Genomic DNA, 21,582 nt, shown 5'->3' with positions numbered 1-21,582 from the left:
CGGCCTCACCGGGGCAGCACCACCAGATACGCGGCGGGGTCGCGGTCGGCCGACGCCATCAGGGCGGTACGGACCACCGCGGCCTGCTGCTGCGGCGACTCCCGCAGCTTCTTCGGCGTGACGTGCACGACCATCACCCCGAGCCGCTCCAGGTGCTCCCGCTTGCGGAACTGCGCCGACCACACCGCGTCCTCGTCCTGCCGGGGCGTGCGCGCGTCGATCTCCACGGCCACGCTGTGCTCGGGCCAGTACGCGTCCACCCGGCCCAGGTGCGGGCCGCCGGGCAGCCGCAGGTCCACGTTCCACAGCGGCGCGGGCAGCTGGTGGTCGCGCACCAGGTCGTAGAGCCGGCCCTCGGCGACGGCCCGCCCCTCGGCCAGCAGCGTGTCCACCGCGTCCACCACGTGGGAGCGCCCCAGCAGCCGCGCCCGCGTCAACTCCTGGACGACCGCGGCGGCTTCGCAGTGCCCGCCGCGCACCGCCTCCGCCAGCAGCCGGCGCACCGTCGAGGCGTCGGTCAGCTGCCCGACCGCGTCCGCGACCGCCCGCGCGACCGGCGCGACCGGCACCCCGGTCACCAGCTGCGGGCGCGGCAGCGAGTGCGCCCGCACGATCCGTACGAAGCCGGTCGCCCGCAGCCGGCGGGTGCGGGGCACGAGCACGTCGATGTGGTCGAGGGCGAGCAGCGGGGGCACGGACGTGAAGCGGTACAGGGCCAGCGCCGCCGCCCCGGTGATCATCGCGGACCCGTACGGGCCGGCCGCCGCCTCCCGGGCCGCGGCCGTGGCGGTGCCCGGGCCCGGTTGGACGGGCCGGCCCTGGGTGCGCGGCACGGTGTACAGCAGGGCGGCGTGCAGCCGCTCCTCACTGGTGGCGGGCCCCGTGCGGAGCAGGAAGATGCCGGGCAGCAGCTGCTGCCAGGGCCCGCCGGGGCGGCAGCGCTCCCCGGCGGCGGGTCCGGACACACCGTGGTCGCGCAGCTGACGTGCGGTCATGACACGGTGACGGACGTCGGAGAGGTGGTGCAGGGGGCGCGGGGAGAGAGGGGTGTCGGAGTTCATGCCCGGCAGGTTCCCGCCTGCGGCGCGCGCCCGAACCTCGTGTTACGGGTCCGTCGACATTTCAGGACAACGCTGCCCTAAAGTACGGGTGTTCGAAACGCCCCGGCCGCGGGCTCACCCCGCGGCCGGACCGTACCCCGTAAGCCGCGGAACTAGTCCGCGGCGCCGTCGCACTCCTGCGCCCGCAGCGCGCGAGCGAGGTCGTCGCGCGCCTCAAGGACGAGACGGCGCAGCGCCGCAGGGGAATCCTCGTGCTCCGCGAGCCACGCGTCCGCCGCACCGAGCGTGCGGGAGTCGTCCTGGAGCATCGGGAAGAGCCCCCGCACGACGGCCATCGCGTACTCGATGGACCGCTCGCGCCAGATGCCCTCGATCACCGCGAAGTACCGCTCGGCATACGGCGCGAGCAGCTCCCGCTGCCCCGGCTGGTCGAAGCCCGCGATCGTGGCCTCGGCGAGGGCGTTGGAGAGCTCGTCGGAGCTGACGACGGCCTCCCACGCCGCCTCCTTGACCGCGGCGGACGGCCGGGACGCCAGGCAGCGGACGCGGTGCCGCTCGCCGGAGGCGGTGTTGTCGCGGGCCAGCTCCGCGGCGACCGTCGCCTCGTCGGCCGCGCCCTGCCCGGCCAGCGCGGCCAGGAACGCCCAGCGCAGCTCCTGGTCCACCTCCAGCCCGTCGATCTGCGCGGAGCCGTCGAGCAGGCCGCGCAGCAGCCGGAGGTGCGAGTCGTCCGCCGCGAGCTGGGCGAAGAAGCGCGCCCAGGCCAGCTGGTGGCCGCTGCCCGGCTCGGCGCGCCGCAGCTCGCGGAGCGCGCCCTCGGTGAGCTCTCGCCCGCCCTGCTCGCGCCACGCCGGGGCCGCGTAGTGCACGAGCGCGGAGCGGGCCCACGCGTGCAGCATCTGGAGCACGCCGACCTCGCTCTCGGCGCCCGCGAACCGCTCGACGAGGCCGACGAAGTCGCGGGCGGGCATCAGCCCGTCGCGCGTGAGGTTCCACAGCGCCGACCAGCACAGGGCGCGGGCGAGGGGGTCGGCGATGTCGCCGAGGTGCGCGCGCAGGGTGTCCAGGGAGCCCTCGTCGAAGCGGACCTTGCAGTAGGTGAGGTCCTCGTCGTTGACCAGGATCAGCTCGGGCCGCTCGGCCCCGGCCAGCCCGGTGACGACCGTGCGCGGGCCCGCGACGTCGACCTCGGTGCCGGCGTAGCGCACGAGGGCGCCGTCCGCGCCCTCGCGGCGGTAGAGGCCCACGGCCACGCGGTGCGGGCGCAGCTCGGGGTGCTCGGGGGAGGCCTCCTGCACGATCGCGAGCTCGGTGATCCGGTCGGCGGCGTCGTACGTGGCGAGCGGCGTGAGCGAGTTGACGCCCGCGGTCTGGAGCCAGGACCGGGCCCAGGCGGCCATGTCGCGGCCCGAGGTCTCCTCCAGCACCTCCAGCAGGTGCGACAGGCGCGTGTTGCCGAAGGCGTGTCGCTTGAAGTAGCGCCGGGCGCCCTCCAGGAAGGCCTCCCGCCCCGCGTAGGCGACGAGCTGCTTGAGGACGGAGGCGCCCTTGGCGTAGGTGATGCCGTCGAAGTTGAGCTTGGCCTCTTCCAGGTCGTGGATGTCGGCCGTGACCGGGTGCGTGGAGGGCAGCTGGTCGGCGCGGTAGGCCCACGCCTTGCGCCGGTTGGCGAAGGTGATCCAGCCGTTGGTGAAGCGGGTCGCCTCGACCATGGAGAAGGTGCCCATGAAGTCCGCGAAGGACTCCTTGAGCCACAGGTCGTCCCACCACTCCATGGTCACCAGGTCGCCGAACCACATGTGCGCCATCTCGTGGAGGATGACGTTGGCCCGGCCCTCGTACGCCGTCTGCGTCACCTTGCCGCGGAAGACGAACTCCTCGCGGAAGGTCACCAGGCCCGGGTTCTCCATCGCGCCGAGGTTGTACTCGGGCACGAACGCCTGGTCGTACTTCCCGAAGGGGTACGGGTAGTCGAAGTTGTCGTGGAAGAAGTCCAGGCCCTGCTTGGTGACGGTGAAGATGTCGTCCGCGTCGAAGTGCCGGGCCAGGCCCTTGCGGCACAGCGCGGCCAGCGGGATCTCCAGGGCCGTGCCGTCCGGCAGCTTGCGGCTGTAGTGGTCGCGGACCACGTGGTACGGGCCGGCCACGACCGCCGTGATGTACGTGGAGATCGGCAGCGTCTTCGCGAACCGCCAGGTGGCGGCGTCCGGGGCGACGGGCTCGGGCTCGCCGGCCTGCTCCCCGTTGCCCAGCACCGTCCAGCCGGCCGGGGCGGTCACCGCGAGCGAGAACGGCGCCTTGAGGTCGGGCTGCTCGAAGTTCGCGAAGACCCGGCGGGCGTCGGCGGGCTCGTACTGCGTGTAGAGGTAGACCTCGCCGTCCTCGGGGTCCTCGAAGCGGTGCAGGCCCTCGCCGGTCCGGCTGTACGCGCATTGCGCGTCGACGACCAGGACGTTCTCGGCGGCCAGGTCCGTGAGCGCGATGCGCGCGCCGTCGAAGACGGCGGCCGGGTCCAGCGCGCGGCCGTTCAGCGTGACGGCCGTGACGGCGGGCGCCAGCAGGTCCGCGAAGGTCGCCGCGCCGGGCTCGGTGCAGCGGAAGCGCACGGTGGTCACCGACCGGAAGGTGCGGTGGTCCTGTCCCGCTCCCACCGCGGACCGCAGGTCGAGCGCCACCTCGTAGGCGTCGACGGTCAGCAGCCGGGCCCGTTCGCGGGCCTCTTCGCGGGTCAGGTTCTCACCGGGCACGTCGGGACTCCCTCTGCTGGATGGTGTGTGTCGGACGACAGCGGAATCATGGCACGGGGTGTGTTTGTTGAAACGGCGAATAAACAGCCCTCCTGAGGAGACCCGCGTGACCGCTGTGGAGAACAAGACCCCCGCCGACTTCTGGTTCGACCCGCTCTGCCCCTGGGCGTGGATGACCTCCCGGTGGATGCTGGAGGTCGAGAAGGTCCGCCCCGTCGAGGTGCGCTGGCACGTGATGAGCCTCGCCGTCCTCAACGAGGACAAGCTCGACACGATGGACGAGCGCATGCGCACGATCATGCGGACCGAGGCGTGGGGCCCGGTGCGGGTCTGCATCGCGGCCGCCGCCAAGCACGGCGAGGACGTCCTCGGCCCGCTGTACACCGCCCTCGGTACGCGCTTCCACAACCAGGGCCTGCCGCGGGACCGCGAGACGATCGTGGCCGCGCTGGAGGAGGTCGGCCTGCCCGCGGAGCTCGCGGACGTCGCCCGGTCGGACGCCTTCGACGCCGAGCTGCGCGCCTCGCACGCGGAGGGCATCTCGAAGGTCGGCCAGGACGTCGGCACGCCGATCATCGCGGTGCCGGGCGCGGACGGCGAGCAGATCGCCTTCTTCGGCCCGGTCGTCACCCCGGCCCCGAAGGGCGAGGCCGCGGCACGGCTGTGGGACGGCACGCTGCTGGTGGCGTCGACGCCGGGCTTCTACGAGATCAAGAGGACGCGGACGCAGGGGCCGGTCTTCGACTAGGCGGACGTACGGGTCGCGCCCCGTCAGGGGCGCGGGGCGGTGACATCTGCGGCTTCGCCGCGTGGGCGCGACAAGCCCCCACCGGCCCGCAGTGACGGACGTCGGCGCGCGTGCACGCCCTGCCTCCCTTAATGTCCCGGTATGGGGCAGACCGAAGTCACGTCGCCGATCGGCTGGGACGGCGGCCGGGCGGAAGCGGGCGAGCCGGCCGCAGGCCGCTTCGCCGAAGAGCCCGTGCAGCCGTACGACCTGCTGCTGCGGGCCGGCTGCCGGGCCCTGATCCCGCTGCGGTCCGCCCTCGGCCTGCGCCGCGCGGCCGGCGCCCTGCGCCACTACCTGCGCGGCACCGGCGCCCCCTACCGCGTGGACGCGGAAGCCCTGCTCGCCCTCCCGGCCGTGCGCTCCGCGGCCGGGGAGCAGCTGGACCGCTGGCGCGCCGAGGCGCTGGAGCGGTGGCAGGGCGGGCCCCGTACGGCTGCCGCCTACCCCGCGGACAGCGGCTGGCGCGAGGTGGCGCTCCCGCGGGCGTGGGGCGGCGCGGACTGGCGGCTTGCGCTGCGCGCCTTCGCGTACCGGCTGACGGGCACGGTCCGGATCGCCGCCGACGGCACGGCCTCGGCCGACTACCGCTTCGCGGTGCTCGCGTGCTGGGACGCGGGACGCTTCGCCCGCCTGCACGACGTGGGCCTCGCGAAGGGGTTCACGGTGACGGGCGAGGCGTTCGGCCACGTGTGAGACGGCACGTATGAAGAAAGGCCCTCGCTGAGCGAGGGCCTTTCCACGCCTGCCACGTGAAGGGTGAGAAGACGATCACGAGCAGGACATCAAGGGGTTCCTTACGGAACGAGCAGCAGGTTGCCGCGCTGCTTGGCGGCCTCGTAGCGCTTGGCCACGTCCTGCCAGTTCACGACGGCCCACATGGCCTCGATGAAGTCGACCTTCTGGTTCTTGTACTGGAGGTAGAACGCGTGCTCCCAGGCGTCGAAGACCAGGATCGGGACCGAGCCCTGGCCGACGTTGCCCTGGTGGTCGTAGACCTGCTCGACGATCAGCTTGCCGCTGATCGGCTCGTAGGCGAGGACGCCCCAGCCGGAGCCCTGCGTGGTCGCGGAGGCCTTGGTCAGCTGCGCCTTGAACTTGGCGAAGGAGCCGAAGGACTCGGCGATGGCGTCGGCGAGCTCGCCCACGCCGTCCTTGTCCAGGGGCTCGCCGCCGCCGTCGCCGGTCATGTTCTGCCAGTAGATGCTGTGCAGGATGTGACCGGAGAGGTGGAAGGCCAGGTTCTTCTCGAGGCCGTTGATGGCGCCCCACTGGTCCTTGTCACGGGCCTCGGCGAGCTGCTCCAGGGTGTCGTTCGCACCCTTGACGTACGCCGCGTGGTGCTTGTCGTGGTGCAGCTCAATGATCTTCGCGTCGATCACCGGCTGCAGCGCGGCGTAATCGTAGGGAAGTTCAGGAAGTGTGTAGATGGCCATGCCGAGCCCTCCGACTTATTGCAATTAACTTGCAAGTGGACGTTACCAGCAAGAGCATCTGACACGCTGTAAGGGGGTGGCCATCCTTATGGATCTCCGACTAAAGACCGAGGCGGGCTAGGTCCTGAAGATCAGGACCCAGCCCGCCTCGTGGGGGGTGTGGTGGTGGCCGGAAAGTGCTGCGCCCGCCGCGGTCAGTGCTTAGCGGCCGTCATCCGCTGTCGCACGTAACCGACGAGGGCGAGCGCCCCCGTGAGCCCCGCCGTGAAGTACAGCTGGATGCGAGTGTCCTCCTCGCGCAGCATCAGGGCGAGGACGCCGACGATGCCGATCAGGGCCGCCCAGGTGAGCGCCGGGAAGAGCCACATCTTCACGACGAGCTTCTCCGGCGCCGTGCGCTCCAGCTGCCGGCGCATCCGCAGCTGGGTGACGGCGATGAAGCCCCACACCACGAGCACCGCGGCGCCCGTCATGTACAGCAGCCACTTGAAGACCGTGTCCGGCCACCAGTAGCTGAGCAGGACGGCGAAGAAGCCGAAGGCGGAGGAGGCGATGACGGTCAGCCGCGGCACGCCGCCCGTGACCTTCGCCAGGAAGCGCGGGCCCTCGCCGCGCATGACCAGGGAGTGCGACATCCGGGAGGCGCCGTAGATGTTGGCGTTCATCGCGGAGAGCAGGGCGATCAGCACGATCACGTTCATGATCTGCCCGGCGGCCGGGATGTCCAGGTACTTGAGCACCGCCACGTACGGGCCGTCCGTCAGGAGCGACTTGTCGTTCCAGGGCAGCACCGTGACGACGACCAGCATCGAGCCGACGTAGAAGAGGGCGATCCGCCACATCGCCGTGCGGACGGCCTGGGCGACGCCCTTGACCGGCTGCTCGGACTCGGCGGCCGCGATCGTCACCGTCTCCAGCCCGCCGTACGCGAAGACCGACGCGAGCAGGCCCACGACCAGGCCGTTCGCACCGTTGGGCACGAAGCCGCCGTGCCCGGTGAGGTTGTCCGCCCCCGGCGCCTCGGTGCCCGGCAGCACGCCCGCGATGGCCAGCACGCCCAGGACGAGGAAGATGCCGATCGCGGCGACCTTGAGGGTGGCGAACCAGAACTCGAACTCGCCGAAGTTGCTGACCGCCGCGAGGTTCGTCCCGCAGAAGACGGCCATGAAGATCAGCACCCACATCCACGAGGACGTGGAGGGGAACCAGGACTGCATGATGTGCGCCGCGCCTATCGCCTCCACGGCGATGCCCACGCACAGCTCGACCCAGAACATCCAGCCGGCCGTGAAGCCGGCCCACGGGCCGATCGCCTTCTCGGCGTGCACGGAGAAGGTGCCCGAGGCCGGGTTGGCCGCGGCCATCTCGCCCAGCATCCGCATCACGAGCATCACGAGCAGCCCGGAGGCCGCGTACGCGAGCACGATCGCCGGACCGGCGGCGGCGATGCCCGCGCCGGAACCGACGAAGAGGCCGGCCCCGATGACCCCGCCGAGGGCGATCATCGACAGGTGGCGCTGCTTGAGGCCGTGCGACAGATCCGTGCCGCCCGGCGCCTGGCCATTGACCGCGCGCTCGGGCGCGGAGGTCGCAGAAGTCCGAGTCATGGTCGTGTGTGTCCCGTGGGGTGAGAGCGGAAAAGTTGCCTCAGTGTGGGGGTCATGTTCGCCCAGGACAACACCTGTGACAGAGCTGTCCGATATTCAGACGCAGGTATGACTGTCCGTGCCTGACATCTCGCCAGAAGGCGATGGAAACGAGCCGACCCGGCGGTCCGGTCAGGCCGCGCGGCGCAGCCGGAGCTCGCGCACCCAGGCCACCACGAGCACCGCGGCGGTCGCCGCGCCCGACCACAGCAGCTGCGGCCGGGCCCCCTCGTCGGTGATCATCAGCACCAGCACGCCGGCCATCCCGGCCAGAGCGACCCAGGTCAGATAGGGGAAGGCCCACATCTTCAGGGCGAGCCGCTCCGGCATCTCGCGCTCGATGCGGCGCCGCAGCCGCAGCTGCGAGACGGCGATCAGGCCCCAGACGAAGAGCAGTACCGCACCCACGGCGTTCAGCAAGTACCGGAAGATCGAATCCGGCCACTCCAGGTTGAGTATCACCGAGGCGAAACCGAACGCGACCGACGCCAGCACGGCCCGGCGCGGCACCCCGCCGCCCGACACCTTCAGCAGCCCCTTGGGCGCCTCGCCGCGCTCGGCGAGCGAGAAGACCATCCGCGACGAGCCGTAGAGGTTGGCGTTGAGCGCGGACAGCAGGGCCACGAAGACCACGATGTTCATGATCTGGCCCGCGGCCGGGATGCCGATGTGGTCGAGCACGGCCACGTACGGGCTCTTGCCCGGCTGCATCGACGACCACGGCAGGAGGGTGACGATGACGAGCATCGAGCCCACGTAGAAGAAGAGGATGCGCCACACGGCGCTGCGCACCGCACGGCCCACCGCGCGCGCCGGGTCGTCGGACTCGGCCGCGGCGATCGTGACGACCTCCAGGCCGCCGAAGGCGAAGACGACCGCGAGGACGCCGGAGACGACACCGCTCACGCCGTTCGGCAGGAAGCCGCCCTGGCCGGTGAGGTTGGTGAAGCCCACCGCCTCGGTGTCCGGCAGCACGCCGAAGACCGCGAGCAGGCTCAGCGCCAGGAAGAGGACGATCGCCCCGACCTTGAGCGCCGCGAACCAGAACTCGAACTCGCCGAAGTTCTTCACCGCCGAGAGGTTGGCGGCCGTGAAGACCACCATGAAGATCAGCACCCAGGCCCACGTCGGTACCCCCGGCACCCAGCCGTTGGCGATCTGGGCCGCGCCCGTCGCCTCCACGGCCAGCACGACCACCAGCAGGAACCAGTACAGCCAGCCGACCGTGAAGCCGGCCCAGCGGCCCAGCGCCCGCTCCGCGTGCACGGAGAACGCGCCCGAGGCGGGCATCGCCGCGGACATCTCGCCGAGCATCCGCATCACCAGCATCGCGAGCGCGCCCGCGATCAGGTACGAGATGACGATGCCCGGCCCCGCGACGGCGATGCCGGCGCCGGAGCCCACGAACAGGCCGGCGCCGATGACGCCGCCCAGTCCGAGCATCGTCAGATGCCGCTGCTTGAGCCCGGCCGACAGGGGTTCTTTCTCGGCCGCGAGGGAATCGGCGGCGGGGGGTGCGTCGTGCATGGGCTCGTACTCTCGGTCCGCGCGAAAAGCGCTGGGGGTCTTCGCGCGGGAGCAAACAGCAGGCGCAAAGAGATATAGGTGGCTCCACATTCTCCCGGGGAGGTGCCCGGAGCCAAGCCTCAGGCGATTCCAGTGACGAGCATCACGCGTAATTCCGTCTGCCGAGGGAACCGCGCTGGGAAGTCTCCAAGCGGAACGGCCCGCCTTTGTCATTGCCGCGCGCTGTCCGCCCGAGAGCCCTCGGCTAACGTCACACAGTCACTTGTCCCCACCACACATCTGCGGAGTACCGATGGCCACCGCCGCTGCCTCTGTTCCCCGGACCGGTACGGTCCTCGCCGATCTGCTCCCCGCGTCCACCGCCGGGCGCGCCCGTGTGCGCGACGCGGCCCTGATCCTCGGCGGAGCCGCCCTCACCGGCCTCGCGGCGCAGATCGCCGTCCCCGTGCCCGGCTCCCCGGTCCCGGTCAGCGGCCAGACCTTCGCGGTCCTCCTGGTCGGCACCGCCCTGGGCGCCCGCCGCGGCTTCCTCTCGCTCGCCCTGTACGCCGTCGCGGGCATCGCGGGCATGCCGTGGTTCGCCGAGGCCCGCTCCGGCGCCGCGTTCCCGTCCTTCGGCTACGTCCTGGGCATGCTGCTCGCCGCGACCGTCGTGGGCGCCCTCGCCCGCCGCGGCGCCGACCGCTCGGTCCTGCGCACCGCGGGCACGATGGCCCTCGGCTCGGCGATCATCTACGCGGTCGGCGTGCCGTACCTGGCCCTGGCGACGCACATGTCCTTCGCGGACGCCGTCGCGGCCGGCCTGACGCCGTTCCTCATCGGCGACGTCCTGAAGGCGGCGCTGGCGATGGGCGCGCTGCCCACGGCCTGGAAGCTCCTGGGGCGCCGGGGCTGACGTCCCCTTCCTCATCACTGCGACGGGCTCGCGTCCCCCCTCAAGGGGGACGCGAGCCCGTCGCAGTGTTAGAGGTGTTGCTCAGCGCTGAGCGGCGCGGTGCTTGCGGTCCAGGACCAGGCCGATCGCCACGACGATCACACCCACCAGGACGGAGGCCAGCACCGTCTCCCGGTTGTCACCGCCGGTGTAGAGCATGTAGCCCAGCACGAAGGTGATCATGCCGATCGTGGCCCACGTCAGGTACGGGAAGAACCACATCTTCACCGTCAGCTTCTCCGGCATCTCCCGCAGGATGATCCCGCGCATCCGCAGCTGGGTGAAGCAGATCACCAGCCAGACGAAGAGGGCGACCGCGCCCGAGGAGTTCAGCAGGAACTTGAAGACGGTGTCGGGCCACACGTAGTTGAAGATCACCGACACGAAGCCGAAGACGACCGAGGCGAGGATCGCGACCTGCGGGACGCCCCGCTTGTTGACCGTGGCGAAGGACTTCGGCGCGTCGCCGCGCTGGCCCAGCGAGAAGGCCATGCGGGAGGCGGTGTAGAGGCCGGAGTTCAGGCAGGACAGCACGGCGGTCAGCACGATGACGTTCATGACCTGGCCGGCGTGCGGGATGCCGATCGAGTCGAGCGCCGCGACGTAGCTGCCCTTCTCCGCGATCGCCTTGCTGTCCCAGGGCAGCAGGCTGACCACGACGAAGATCGAGCCGAGGTAGAAGACGGCGATGCGCCAGATGACGCTGTTGGTGGCCTGGCGGACCGCGCGCTGCGGGTCCTCGGACTCACCGGCGGCCAGCGTGACGATCTCGCTGCCCATGAAGGAGAAGACGACCATCAGCACACCGGTGAGGATCGCGCCCGGACCGTGCGGCAGGAAGCCGCCGTGCGCCGTGAGGTTGTCCAGCCCGGCGCCCGGGTTGTCCGAGCCCGGCAGCACGCCGAAGACGGCCAGCAGGCCGATGACCACGAAGCCGGCGATCGCGACGACCTTGATGCCCGCGAACCAGAACTCGAACTCGCCGTACGAGCTGACCGAGGCGAGGTTGGTCGCCGTCAGCACGAGCATGACGATCAGTGCCCAGGCCCACTGCGGGACGGACGGTATCCAGCCGTTGAGGATCGCGGCGCCCGCGGTCGCCTCGACGGCCTGCACCACGACCCAGAAGAACCAGTACAGCCAGCCGATCGAGAAGCCGGCCCAGCGGCCGAGCGCACGGTCGGCGTAGGCGGAGAACGACCCGGAGGTCGGGTTGGCCGCGGCCATCTCACCGAGCATCCGCATCACGAAGACGACGAGCGTGCCGACGAGGGCGTAGGAGATGAGGATGCCGGGGCCGGCGGCGGCGATGCCGGACGACGAACCCACGAAGAGGCCCGCTCCGATGACACCGCCAATGGCGATCATGGACAGGTGGCGGTTCTTGAGCCCGGCCTTCAGGCCGTTCTCGCCCGCCTCCGGGGCGTGGCCGGGATCGCCGGTCGTCGACCCCTTCGTCATGGTCGGCGGTGTCGCACTCATGTGCACGTTCCTTTGGGTTGTTCCTTAGGTTCTCGGGTTACGAGTGACCGCATTAGAACTTTTCGAAGGCGACTTTAGGAAGACCCGAATCCAATTCGTTGTGTTCACTCAGCGTTACCACCGACCTGCTGGCCGATCGCCGCTCGCGGACGTGCCACACTCGGACGCATGCGCGTGTACCTCGGCTCCGACCATGCCGGCTACGAACTCAAGAACCACCTCGTCGAGTGGCTCACGGCCCACGGCCACGAGCCCGTGGACTGCGGTCCCCACCTCTACGACGCCCAGGACGACTACCCGCCGTTCTGCCTCCGCGCCGCGGAGAAGACCGCCGCGGACGCCGGCAGCCTCGGCATCGTGATCGGCGGCTCCGGCAACGGCGAGCAGATCGCCGCGAACAAGGTCAAGGGCGTCCGGGCCGCCCTGGCCTGGAGCGAGCAGACGGCCGCCCTCGGCCGCGAGCACAACGACGCCAACGTCATCAGCATCGGCGGGCGCATGCACACGCAGGAAGAGGCGACGAAGTTCGTCGAGATCTTCCTGGCCACGCCGTACTCGGGTGAGGAGCGGCACACCCGCCGCATCGAGATGCTGGCGCGCTACGAGGAGACGGGCGAGCTTCCCGCCATTCCGGCGCACCACCCGCAGCAGGACTGACCTCTTCCTTCGTCCACAGGCGCCGGGCGGGCTGATCCCTCAGCCCGCCCGGCGCTTGAGCACGGAAGCCCACAGGAGACACCGCCATGCCCGAGGGGCATACGATCCACCGCCTCGCGGCGGACCACCGCGAGGCGTTCGCGGACCGCACCGTCCGGGCGACCAGCCCCCAGGGCAAGTTCTCCGACGGCGCCGCCCTCGTGGACGGCCGCGTCCTCGACACCGCCGAAGCCCACGGCAAGCACCTCTTCCTCGGCTTCGGCGGCGGCCCCGGCGGCGACTGGATCCACATCCACCTCGGCCTCTTCGGTAAATACGCCCTCGGCCCGAGCCCCGTGCCGCCCGCCACCGAGACCGTCCGCCTGCGCCTGGCGAACCCCGAGTCGTACGCGGACCTGCGCGGCCCCACCACCTGCGCCCTGATCACCGGTGCCGAGAAGCAGGCGATACACGACCGGCTCGGCCCGGACCCGCTGCGCCCCGGCGACGACCCCGGCAAGGCCTGGCAGCGCGTCTCCCGCAGCCGCACCACCATCGCCGCCCTCCTCATGGACCAGAAGGTCGTCGCGGGCGTCGGCAACGTCTACCGCGCCGAAGTCCTCTTCCGGCACGGCATCGACCCGTACCGCACCGGCCGCGACCTCACCCGCGCCGAGTGGGACGGCATGTGGGCGGACCTGGCCGCCCTGATGCGCGAGGGCGTGCGCAACAACAGGATCGACACCGTGCGCCCCGAGCACACCCCGGAGGCCATGGGCCGCCCGCCGCGCGTGGACGACCACGGCGGCGAGGTCTACGTCTACCGCCGGGCCGCCATGCCCTGCCACGTCTGCGGCGGGGAGATCCGCACCGCCGGCCTCGCCGCGCGCAACCTCTTCTGGTGCCCGGGCTGCCAGCAGCGCTGACAGCCCGTCACTCTCCGGCCGGGAGCCCGTCAGGGCTCAGAAGCCGTGCGGCAGCCACGGCGCCACGTCGCTGCCGAAGGCGGCCGCCGCCTCCTCCAGCGCGCCCTCGCGCAGCTCCCGCACCCGGCCGGCCCCCGCGAGCGCGGCCAGGGACACCCCGCCCAGATAGGCCGAGCCCAGCTCCCGTACGGACAGGGCCAGATCGGCCGCGTCCTCCGTGCGCTCGCAGGACGCGCCCTTCGGGTCGCCCGTCAGCCGCCACCGCCCCGCGTTCCAGGGACAGAAGTCGTCGGCGACCTCCAGCACCACGTCCACCGCGCTGCGGTACGTCCGCGCGGCGAGCGCCGCCCCCACGTCGACCAGCCGCACGTGCAGCGAGTCCTTGACCCGCGCCTCGCACCGCCGCACGTCGCTGACCAGGTGCAGCAGCGGGTCGTCCACGGGCCGGTTGTGGGAGGTGACGTACGAGGTCAGGTCGATCTCCGTCAGATAGCGCCACAGCGCGGCGTACGCGGCCGGGGTCAGCGCCTCCGCGTCCCGCAGCAGCACCGTGCCGTTCGCGCCCGAGTCGGACCAGTCCGGCCGCACCGCGTACCGCGCGTACCCCACCGTCCGCCCGTCCTCCTCGGCGAGCACGCACTTCAGCGGCGAGGCGCCCTCCCGGCCGGCCGCCGGGTCCAGCACCGGCAGGGCCTCCCAGCCCGGCTGCCGCGCGAGCATCCCCGGGCGGGCGGCTACCCGGCGTGCGTAGACCGCCTCGCAGGCGTCGCGTGCTTCAGCGGGCTCCGACAAGCGGAGCCGCACCCCCTCCGTGCCCGGCGGGACGGACAGCCGCACCCGGGCCGTATCGATACGGACGCTCAGCGAGTGGGTCGCGATGCCGTAGCCGAACCGCCCGTAGATGTCCGGCTCGGACGCCGTCAGGACGGCCAGCGGCTCACCCCAGGCCCGCACGTCATCCAGCTGCCGCCGCATCATCCGCCGCAACAGGCCCCGCCTGCGGTGCGTCGGCCGCACGGACACCATCGTCACCCCCGCGGCGGGAACCCGCTCCCCGCCCGGAACCGTGATCCGGAACGCGAACGCCCCGGTCGTACCCACCGCCTCCGGGCCGTCCCAGACCCCGATCGACCGGTCGAACCCGGCCAGTTCACGCCACAGGGCGACTTCCTCAGGGGCCTCGGGAACGCCGCCGAACGCCAGCTCCAGGGCGCCGTACCAAGCGCCGAAATCGGTATCGCGCAGGACTCGCAACTCCGTCGTCATGCCCCATCCCTAGCAGCGATCCCGCCCCGCACGCGAAGGAATTTCACATATGGGGCCGACCCTGCCGCACGGGACGTACCGCGCGCGGCCGTGTCGGGCGCGGCGTGAGTCGACGCGCCGCCGAATGGGTGGATAAGGTCACGATGCAATGACTGGCGGTGCGGAGACCCCGACGGCACGGATGCGCAAAGCATGGCACCGGGCCCGCACAAGCGTGCGCAAAGCCGGGGTGGACTACTTCCGCGGCGACGGCTCCGACTGGATCGCCCTCGCGGCGCTCCTCCTCACCGTCCCCGCGCTCGCCCTCACCACCATCGCGCTGCCCGCCTGGTGCGTGCCCACCGCCCTCGTCCTGCCCATCGTCGCCGGCGGCCTGCTGCTGCGCCCCGCCAGCCTGCTCGCCCTCTACGGGGCCTCCGCCGTCGCCCTCATCGCCGAGGCCGGCGTGCTGAACGCCGAGGCCAGCGGCGACGGCGTGCGCGTCACGCCCGGCACGATCCTCGTCGTGGGCGCCGTCGGCTTCCTCGGACTGCTCATCGCCCAGTTCCGCAGCCGCGTCGGCGTGCCCTGGCGGCGCGGCGGCACCATGCTCTTCGACCTGCGCGAACGCATCCGCGTCCAGAGCAAGCTGCCGAAGCTGCCGCGCGGCTGGCACCGCGAGATGGCGCTGCGGCCGGCCGGTGGCCAGTCCTTCTCGGGCGACTTCGTCGTCGCCGCCCGCACCAACGGCGGCCGCACCCTCGAAGTCGTCCTCACCGACGTCTCCGGCAAGGGCATGGACGCCGCCTCGCGCGCCCTGCTGCTCTCCGGCGCCTTCGGCGGCCTCCTCGGCTCCCTGCCGCCCCACGCCTTCCTGCCCGCCGCCAACGGCTATCTGCTGCGCCAGGACTGGGACGAGGGCTTCGCCACCTCCGTGCACCTCGTCCTCGACCTCGACAGCGGCGACTACGAGATGTTCTCCGCCGGCCACCTCCCCGGCCTCCAGCTCTCCGCCGGCACCGGCCGCTGGGAGGAGAAGGCGGCCGAGGGCCCCCTCCTCGGCGTCTACGACGGCGCCCAGTTCGACCCCATAAAGGGCAGCCTGCGGCCGGGCGACGTCCTGATGCTCTTCACCGACGGCCTCGTCGAGACCGCCGAGCGCGACCTCACCGAGGGCATGGACCGCCTCACCGGCGAGGCCGACCGCTACGTCTCCGCCGGCTTCCAGGGCGCGGCCTGGCACCTCATCGAGGCCGTCGCGAAGGACGTCAACGACGACCGCGCCCTGCTGCTGATCTGCCGGCACTGACCCTCGGAGGACCTACGTGACCGCTCTCGACCTCGCCGCCGTGGAGGCCCTGGCGCGCCGCGCCCACGCCGCCCAGACGGACAAGGCCGGCCGCCCGTACACCGAGCACCTGGCGGCCGTCGCCGAAGGCGTGCGGCAGCGGGGCGGCAGCGACGCGCAGATAGCCGCGGCCTGGCTGCACGACGCCGTCGAGGACGGCGCGGTGAGCGAGGAGTGGCTGGCGGCGTCGGAGCTGCCCGGAGAGGTCAAGGACATGATCCTCGCGGTCACCAAGCGCCCGGGCGAGCCCCCGGAGGCCTACGCGGCCCGCATCCTGGCCACCCCCGGCGCCCTCCTGATCAAGGAATCGGACCTGGCCCACAACTCGGACCCGGAACGGGCGAAGGAACTGGACGAGCCGACGCGGGTTCGCCTGGCGGCGAAGTACGCGCGAATGCGGGCGCTGCTCGGGATCGAGGCGTAGGGCAGCGCCCGGCGGGCCTCAGGACTTACGGAACGCCCACTCCATCCGCGGTTCCATCACACACCGGAACACCTTCCGGACCGGCGGCGTACACAGCGCCGTCATCACCACGATCGCGATCAGGGTGACTACGACCTCACCGACCGGCTGACGAACCCACGCGGCGGCGTCGTACCACTCCCACCAGCGCGACAGCTTGATCAGGAAGCCGTGGAGCAGGTACCCGTACAGCGTCCCCGCGCCCAGTGACGTGAACCACGTGGCCCGGCGCGGGACCCAGGCGAGGAAGCCCGCCGTCAGCACGGCCGAGCAGAGGAAGAGGGCCAGGGTCATCACGGGCGCCGTCCAGGCCGGCTCGTGCAGGTCCTGGACGGCGCTGTTCCGGTAGAACCAGCCGGTGTCCAGCGTGGGCGCCTGCCAGTACGCGACCGCCACCGCCGCCGCGAACACCGGCACCGCCGCGACCCGCACCCACCGCCGCCGGACCAGCTCGAAGTGCTCGCGCCGCAGGTGCAGGCCGATCACGAAGAACGGCAGGAACTGGAGCACCCGCTGGAGGGCGAAGTCGCCGCCGATCTCGGGGGAGACCGCGGCCAGCACGGCCACCGCGAAGGCGACGGGGACGGGCCGGCGGATCAGCTTCCAGATCGGCGTGGTGATCCGCCAGACGAAGAGCGCGGCGAGGAACCAGTTCAGGTACCACGGATTGAGCAGCGAAATCGGCTCCGGCGCCGCGTCGGGCTCCGCCCAGTGCTGGAAGTACGTGTACGCGACCTCGAAGATCAGGTACGGCACGACCACACCCGTGAGCAGCCGCTTGAGCTTGGCCGGGCTGAGATCGAAACCGCGGGAGAAATAGCCGGATATGAGGATGAACGCCGGCATGTGGAAGGTGTACACCGTCATGTAGAGCGCCATCGCGGCACGGCTGGAGTGCGAGAGCGGCTCCCACGCGTGCCCCAGCGCCACCAGGACGATCGCGAGGTACTTCGCGTTGTCGAAAAAGGGATCGCGCTGTGCCGGGGCTGCGGCGGGCGCGGGCGCGGATGCCGGTCCGGGCTGCCCCGAGGGGGTCACCGCGCGGGCGGGGGGAGTGACGGCGGGGGACATCCGACGCACCCTAGCGGCGTCGCGCCATGACCGCCACGCCGCCCGGCAAGTCCCCCGATATCCACTGACCACGGCTTTGCGGACAGTTTCTGGACGAAGTGCCGATGAAATGTCACGGGCCCACAGAAACAGGCAAGTTGGTGGCACGATGGTTGACGGGCGAGGGCCGCGGGGAGCATGACTCCCGGGCCGACCAGTGGGTGGACCGGTGTATCCGACCGAGGGTGTGATCAGTTGTGGCCATTTCGCTGTCAGTGGTGCTGCTCTTGGCGATCGTGCTGGTGGTGCTCTTCCGCTCCGGCAGCATCAAGGGCGGCCCGGCCCTGGTCGCCATCCTCTTCGGCTTCTTCCTCGCCTCGACGGGAATGGCGCCGTCGATCCAGAGGTTCCTGAACTCGATCGCCGAGACGATAAACGGCATCAAGTTCTGAGGACTCCGGGGCCGTAGGTCTTGCGAGGCACGCCTTCCGAAGCCGTACGGCAGCCGTATGACAAACGCCCCCGGCAGGGCCGGAGGCGTCGGTGGAGCGGGCGACGGGAATCGAACCCGCGTAGCCAGTTTGGAAGACTGGGGCTCTACCATTGAGCTACGCCCGCACGCGCCGCGAGCCCGGAAGGGCCGTACGGCACGGTGTGCATCGTAGCGGGTCCGGGCGGTGCGCCGCACGTCACCCCTTCGGCCCTCCCGTTCGCGCCGGTCCCGCGCCGCCCCGCGCTCCCGGGCGCCGGCGTTAACCAGGTCACCCTCGCCCCCGCGGGCATGTACCCTACGTCTCGCACTTACGGGGTGTGGCGCAGCTTGGTAGCGCGTCCGCTTTGGGAGCGGAAGGTCGTCGGTTCGAATCCGGCCACCCCGACCACACGAACGGCCGTGGCTCATCCGGAATCACCCGGAATCACGGAGCCACGGTCAAGATCACATTGTGGGGCTCATCCTGCTTGCGGTTACTATGCAAGCTGCGTGCCCGTGTGTCTGCACTACCGAGTCTGCCTACCGGGCGCGATCCGCTGAACCTCAGCAGAATCACCAGAAGTCAGCCCCAAGGAGACCGAACCGTGAAGAGCGCCGTGGAGACCCTGAACCCGACTCGGGTTCGGCTCACTGTCGAGGTGCCCTTCGAGGAGCTCAAGGCCAGCCTCGACGCGGCGTACAAGAAGATCAACCAGCAGGTCACGGTGAAGGGCTTCCGTCAGGGCAAGATCCCGGCCCGTGTCATCGACCAGCGCTTCGGCCGCGGTGCGGTGCTGGAGGAGGCCGTCAACGACGCGCTTCCGAAGTTCTACACCGAGGCGATCAACGAGGCCGAGCTGAACCCGCTGGGTCAGCCCGAGGTCGACATCAAGGAGCTGAAGGACGGCGAGCTGCTGGCCTTCACCGCCGAGGTGGACATCCGCCCGACCCTGGAGATCCCGGACTACTCCGGCATCGAGGTCACCGTCGACTCCGTCGAGGTCACCGACGAGGACATCGAGAAGTCGATCGAGCAGCTGCGCGACCGCTTCGCGACCACCGCTCCGGTCGAGCGCGCCGCCGCCGAGGGTGACATCGTCACCGTCGACCTGGAGGCCAAGGTCGACGGCGAGGTGCTGGAGGACGGCGTCGCCAAGGGCGTCGACTACACCATCGGCTCCGGCCAGCTGCTCGACGGCATCGACGAGGCCGTCACCGGCCTGGAGGCCGGCGGCACCGCCACCTTCACCTCCGAGCTCAAGGGCGGTTCCGCCGAGGGCAAGGAGGCCGAGGTCAAGGTCGACGTCACCGCCGTCAAGTCCCGCGAACTGCCGGAGCTCGACGACGACTTCGCCCAGCTGGCGAGCGAGTTCGACACCCTTGAGGAGCTGCGCGCCGACAGCCGCAAGCGCCTTGAGCGGATGAAGAAGTTCGACCAGGCCACGCAGGCCCAGGAGAAGGTCCTCGACGAGCTGATCAAGCTGGTCGAGGTCCCGATGCCGGAGAAGCTGCTCGAGGACGAGGTCAACACCCGTAAGCACAACCTCGAGCACCACCAGCTGGGTCAGATGGGCCTGGACCTGGCGAAGTACCTGGAGATCCAGGGCAAGTCCGCCGAGGAGTTCGACGCCGAGCTCAAGGAGCAGGCCGAGAAGGGCATCAAGACCCAGTTCATCCTCGACGAGATCGTCAACAAGGAGAAGGTCTCGGTCGGCCAGGACGAGCTCACGGAGCACCTGATGCGCCGTGCCCAGTCCTCCGGCATGAGCCCCGACCAGTTCGCCCAGGCGGTCGTCGAGGGCGGCCAGGTCCCGATGCTCGTCGGTGAGGTCGCCCGCGGCAAGGCGCTGGCCACCGTGGTCGAGGCCGCCACCGTCAAGGACGCGTCCGGCGAGGTCGTCACCCTGGACGACGAGGACGAGGAGACGGCCGAGGCCGCCACCGAGGCCGTCGAGGCCGCCGAGGGCACGACCGAGGCCTGAGCCCCGGTCGCCCGCGCAGGCGCCCCGCAGCGGCCGTGAAGGCAGCTCTACGGACGGGTCCGGACGTGTTCGCACGTCCGGGCCCGTCCGTGTCCCCGGGCAGGCTCCGGGGCCCGCTGCCCCGCCTGCGCGACCTGCGGATCCCGCGCTGAGCCCGTCCCGGCTTTGCGCTGAACCTGCGCTCAGAGCGAACAGTTCCTGATGCGGGATGGCGCCCGCCGAACAGCGCGTTAGGGTCCGTAGATACGAGGGCAGGGGACCACTTGGCGACCGCCGGAACAGTCCGGCCGCGCCGGCCGGACCCCGGTCCCCGGAGAAGACGCGGAGACGGCCCGTTGCCGTCAGAGACGAGCAGGTGGATACGTGACGAATCTGATGCCTTCCGCCGCCGGTGAGATCGCCATCGGTGGTGGCCTCGGCGACCAGGTCTACAACCGGCTGCTCGGGGAGCGGATCATCTTCCTCGGCCAGCAGGTCGACGACGACATCGCCAACAAGATCACGGCGCAGATGCTCCTCCTGGCCGCCGACCCGGACAAGGACATCTACCTCTACATCAACAGCCCCGGCGGCTCGGTGACGGCAGGCATGGCGGTCTACGACACCATGCAGTACATCCCGAACGACGTGGTCACCATCGGCATGGGCCTCGCGGCCTCGATGGGCCAGTTCCTGCTGACCGGCGGCACCCCGGGCAAGCGCTTCGCGCTGCCCAACACCGACATCCTGATGCACCAGGGGTCCGCCGGCCTCGGCGGCACCGCCTCGGACATCAAGATCCAGGCCGAGCAGCTGCTGCGCACCAAGAAGCGCATGGCCGAGATCACCGCGCTGCACACCGGCCAGACCGTGGACACGATCATCCGTGACGGTGACCGCGACCGCTGGTTCACCGCGGACGAGGCCAAGGAGTACGGGATCATCGACGAGATCATCACCCACGCTTCCGGCGTTCCGGGCGGCGGCGGCACCGGGGCCTGAGGCCCCCGGCGCAGTACGTAACCGCCACACAGCCCGCAGCCGGGCCGGGAAGGCGCTTCCCGGCCCACCGACCGCCACCAGGATGGTGAAACCCGCATGAACATCTCGTCCCCGAGCGGCCTGTACACCGGCCCCCAGGCCGAGGCCCGTTACGTCGTCCCGCGCTTCGTGGAGCGCACCTCCCAGGGCGTCCGCGAGTACGACCCGTACGCGAAGCTCTTCGAAGAGCGCGTGATCTTCCTGGGCGTGCAGATCGACGACGCCTCCGCCAACGACGTCATGGCGCAGCTGCTGTGCCTGGAGTCGATGGACCCGGACCGCGACATCTCGATCTACATCAACAGCCCCGGCGGCTCGTTCACGGCCCTCACGGCCATCTACGACACGATGCAGTTCGTGAAGCCGGACATCCAGACGGTCTGCATGGGCCAGGCCGCCTCCGCCGCCGCGATCCTCCTCGCGGCCGGCACCCCGGGCAAGCGCATGGCGCTGCCCAACGCCCGCGTGCTGATCCACCAGCCCTCCAGCCAGACGGGCCGCGAGCAGCTCTCCGACCTGGAGATCGCCGCCAAGGAGATCATGCGGATGCGCACCCAGCTGGAGGAGATGCTGGCGAAGCACTCCACCCAGCCGATCGAGAAGATCCGGGACGACATCGAGCGCGACAAGATCCTCACTGCCGAGGACGCGCTCGCCTACGGCCTGGTCGACCAGATCGTTTCTACCCGCAAGAGTTCCGTAAACGTTTGATCGCCGTGCCGCTGGTATCCCCCTTGTGCCGACCGAGTAAGGCCAAGGGGGGCCCGCTCGGGGGGCCCGGCAAGGTACCGTCGATAGGCAAGCACCCGGGTTCGCAGTG

Annotated in this window: 19 protein-coding genes and 2 tRNA genes; 12 read left to right on the top strand and 9 right to left on the bottom strand. The window is 70.9% G+C overall.

Annotation, left to right across the window (positions count from 1 at the left end; genetic code table 11):
• Positions 1-5 precede the first annotated feature (5 nt).
• Positions 6-1,061, bottom strand: a complete 1,056-nt coding sequence (locus PS271_RS08510) for a putative endonuclease domain-containing protein (protein ID WP_398381367.1) — start codon at positions 1,059-1,061, stop codon at positions 6-8.
• 152 nt (positions 1,062-1,213) lie between these two features.
• Positions 1,214-3,808, bottom strand: a complete 2,595-nt coding sequence (gene pepN / locus PS271_RS08505) for an aminopeptidase N (protein ID WP_398381366.1) — start codon at positions 3,806-3,808, stop codon at positions 1,214-1,216.
• 106 nt (positions 3,809-3,914) lie between these two features.
• Here pepN and PS271_RS08500 point away from each other — a divergent pair, with 106 nt between their 5' ends.
• Complete coding sequence (locus PS271_RS08500; RefSeq protein WP_398381365.1) at positions 3,915-4,556, top strand: DsbA family oxidoreductase; 642 nt, start codon at positions 3,915-3,917, stop codon at positions 4,554-4,556.
• 141 nt (positions 4,557-4,697) lie between these two features.
• Entirely contained in the window at positions 4,698-5,291 is a 594-nt protein-coding gene (locus tag PS271_RS08495; RefSeq protein ID WP_398381364.1) for a hypothetical protein, read from the top strand.
• 101 nt (positions 5,292-5,392) lie between these two features.
• On the opposite strand, the gene PS271_RS08490 is transcribed toward PS271_RS08495, so the two are convergent.
• The 3 genes from PS271_RS08490 to PS271_RS08480 all read right to left on the bottom strand — a co-directional run bounded on the left by PS271_RS08490 (position 5,393) and on the right by PS271_RS08480 (position 9,204).
• A complete protein-coding gene (locus PS271_RS08490; protein WP_398381363.1) occupies positions 5,393-6,031 on the bottom strand; it encodes a superoxide dismutase in 639 nt (212 codons plus the stop codon).
• 194 nt (positions 6,032-6,225) lie between these two features.
• Positions 6,226-7,638: an amino acid permease gene (locus PS271_RS08485; protein WP_398381362.1), complete on the bottom strand. Its 1,413-nt coding sequence runs from the start codon at positions 7,636-7,638 to the stop codon at positions 6,226-6,228.
• A gap of 171 nt (positions 7,639-7,809) precedes the next feature.
• The gene (locus PS271_RS08480; RefSeq protein ID WP_398381361.1) at positions 7,810-9,204 is read right to left on the bottom strand and encodes an amino acid permease; all 1,395 of its coding nucleotides are present in this window, start codon (positions 9,202-9,204) and stop codon (positions 7,810-7,812) included.
• Positions 9,205-9,496: 292 nt separating this feature from the next.
• Between PS271_RS08480 and PS271_RS08475 the strand changes: the two genes are divergently transcribed.
• A complete protein-coding gene (locus PS271_RS08475) occupies positions 9,497-10,099 on the top strand; it encodes a biotin transporter BioY (protein WP_398381360.1) in 603 nt (200 codons plus the stop codon).
• 81 nt (positions 10,100-10,180) lie between these two features.
• Here PS271_RS08475 and PS271_RS08470 read toward each other — a convergent pair whose 3' ends face one another.
• A complete protein-coding gene (locus tag PS271_RS08470) occupies positions 10,181-11,599 on the bottom strand; it encodes an amino acid permease (RefSeq protein ID WP_398386743.1) in 1,419 nt (472 codons plus the stop codon).
• A 189-nt stretch (positions 11,600-11,788) separates the two neighbouring features.
• Between PS271_RS08470 and PS271_RS08465 the strand changes: the two genes are divergently transcribed.
• Entirely contained in the window at positions 11,789-12,277 is a 489-nt protein-coding gene (locus PS271_RS08465) for a ribose-5-phosphate isomerase (RefSeq protein WP_398381359.1), read from the top strand.
• 86 nt (positions 12,278-12,363) lie between these two features.
• Positions 12,364-13,182, top strand: coding sequence for an Fpg/Nei family DNA glycosylase (locus tag PS271_RS08460; protein ID WP_398381358.1), 819 nt, complete (start codon positions 12,364-12,366; stop codon positions 13,180-13,182).
• A 36-nt stretch (positions 13,183-13,218) separates the two neighbouring features.
• On the opposite strand, the gene PS271_RS08455 is transcribed toward PS271_RS08460, so the two are convergent.
• Positions 13,219-14,448, bottom strand: a complete 1,230-nt coding sequence (locus tag PS271_RS08455; protein WP_398381357.1) for a GNAT family N-acetyltransferase — start codon at positions 14,446-14,448, stop codon at positions 13,219-13,221.
• A 148-nt stretch (positions 14,449-14,596) separates the two neighbouring features.
• Here PS271_RS08455 and PS271_RS08450 point away from each other — a divergent pair, with 148 nt between their 5' ends.
• Both PS271_RS08450 and PS271_RS08445 read left to right on the top strand, forming a co-directional pair.
• Positions 14,597-15,736 carry a PP2C family protein-serine/threonine phosphatase gene (locus PS271_RS08450; RefSeq protein ID WP_398381356.1) on the top strand — a complete coding sequence of 380 codons (1,140 nt, stop codon included), beginning with the start codon at positions 14,597-14,599 and terminating at the stop codon, positions 15,734-15,736.
• 16 nt (positions 15,737-15,752) lie between these two features.
• Positions 15,753-16,199 carry an HD domain-containing protein gene (locus PS271_RS08445; protein ID WP_398381355.1) on the top strand — a complete coding sequence of 149 codons (447 nt, stop codon included), beginning with the start codon at positions 15,753-15,755 and terminating at the stop codon, positions 16,197-16,199.
• An 18-nt stretch (positions 16,200-16,217) separates the two neighbouring features.
• Here PS271_RS08445 and PS271_RS08440 read toward each other — a convergent pair whose 3' ends face one another.
• Positions 16,218-17,309, bottom strand: coding sequence for an acyltransferase family protein (locus PS271_RS08440; protein WP_398381354.1), 1,092 nt, complete (start codon positions 17,307-17,309; stop codon positions 16,218-16,220).
• A gap of 236 nt (positions 17,310-17,545) precedes the next feature.
• Here PS271_RS08440 and PS271_RS08435 point away from each other — a divergent pair, with 236 nt between their 5' ends.
• The gene (locus PS271_RS08435) at positions 17,546-17,740 is read left to right on the top strand and encodes a hypothetical protein (protein ID WP_058044441.1); all 195 of its coding nucleotides are present in this window, start codon (positions 17,546-17,548) and stop codon (positions 17,738-17,740) included.
• A 92-nt stretch (positions 17,741-17,832) separates the two neighbouring features.
• On the opposite strand, the gene PS271_RS08430 is transcribed toward PS271_RS08435, so the two are convergent.
• A tRNA-Gly gene (locus PS271_RS08430) sits at positions 17,833-17,906 on the bottom strand.
• A gap of 186 nt (positions 17,907-18,092) precedes the next feature.
• Here PS271_RS08430 and PS271_RS08425 point away from each other — a divergent pair.
• The 4 genes from PS271_RS08425 to PS271_RS08410 all read left to right on the top strand — a co-directional run bounded on the left by PS271_RS08425 (position 18,093) and on the right by PS271_RS08410 (position 21,473).
• Positions 18,093-18,169 (top strand) — tRNA-Pro (locus PS271_RS08425).
• A 196-nt stretch (positions 18,170-18,365) separates the two neighbouring features.
• Entirely contained in the window at positions 18,366-19,742 is a 1,377-nt protein-coding gene (gene tig / locus PS271_RS08420; RefSeq protein WP_398381353.1) for a trigger factor, read from the top strand.
• Positions 19,743-20,117: 375 nt separating this feature from the next.
• The gene (locus PS271_RS08415) at positions 20,118-20,723 is read left to right on the top strand and encodes an ATP-dependent Clp protease proteolytic subunit (RefSeq protein ID WP_030366474.1); all 606 of its coding nucleotides are present in this window, start codon (positions 20,118-20,120) and stop codon (positions 20,721-20,723) included.
• 96 nt (positions 20,724-20,819) lie between these two features.
• Positions 20,820-21,473: an ATP-dependent Clp protease proteolytic subunit gene (locus PS271_RS08410; RefSeq protein WP_058044444.1), complete on the top strand. Its 654-nt coding sequence runs from the start codon at positions 20,820-20,822 to the stop codon at positions 21,471-21,473.
• The last annotated feature ends 109 nt before the right edge of the window (positions 21,474-21,582 follow it).

It is taken from the genome of Streptomyces sp. SCA2-17, assembly GCF_044336695.1.
This window is presented reverse-complemented; position numbering and strand designations above follow the sequence as displayed.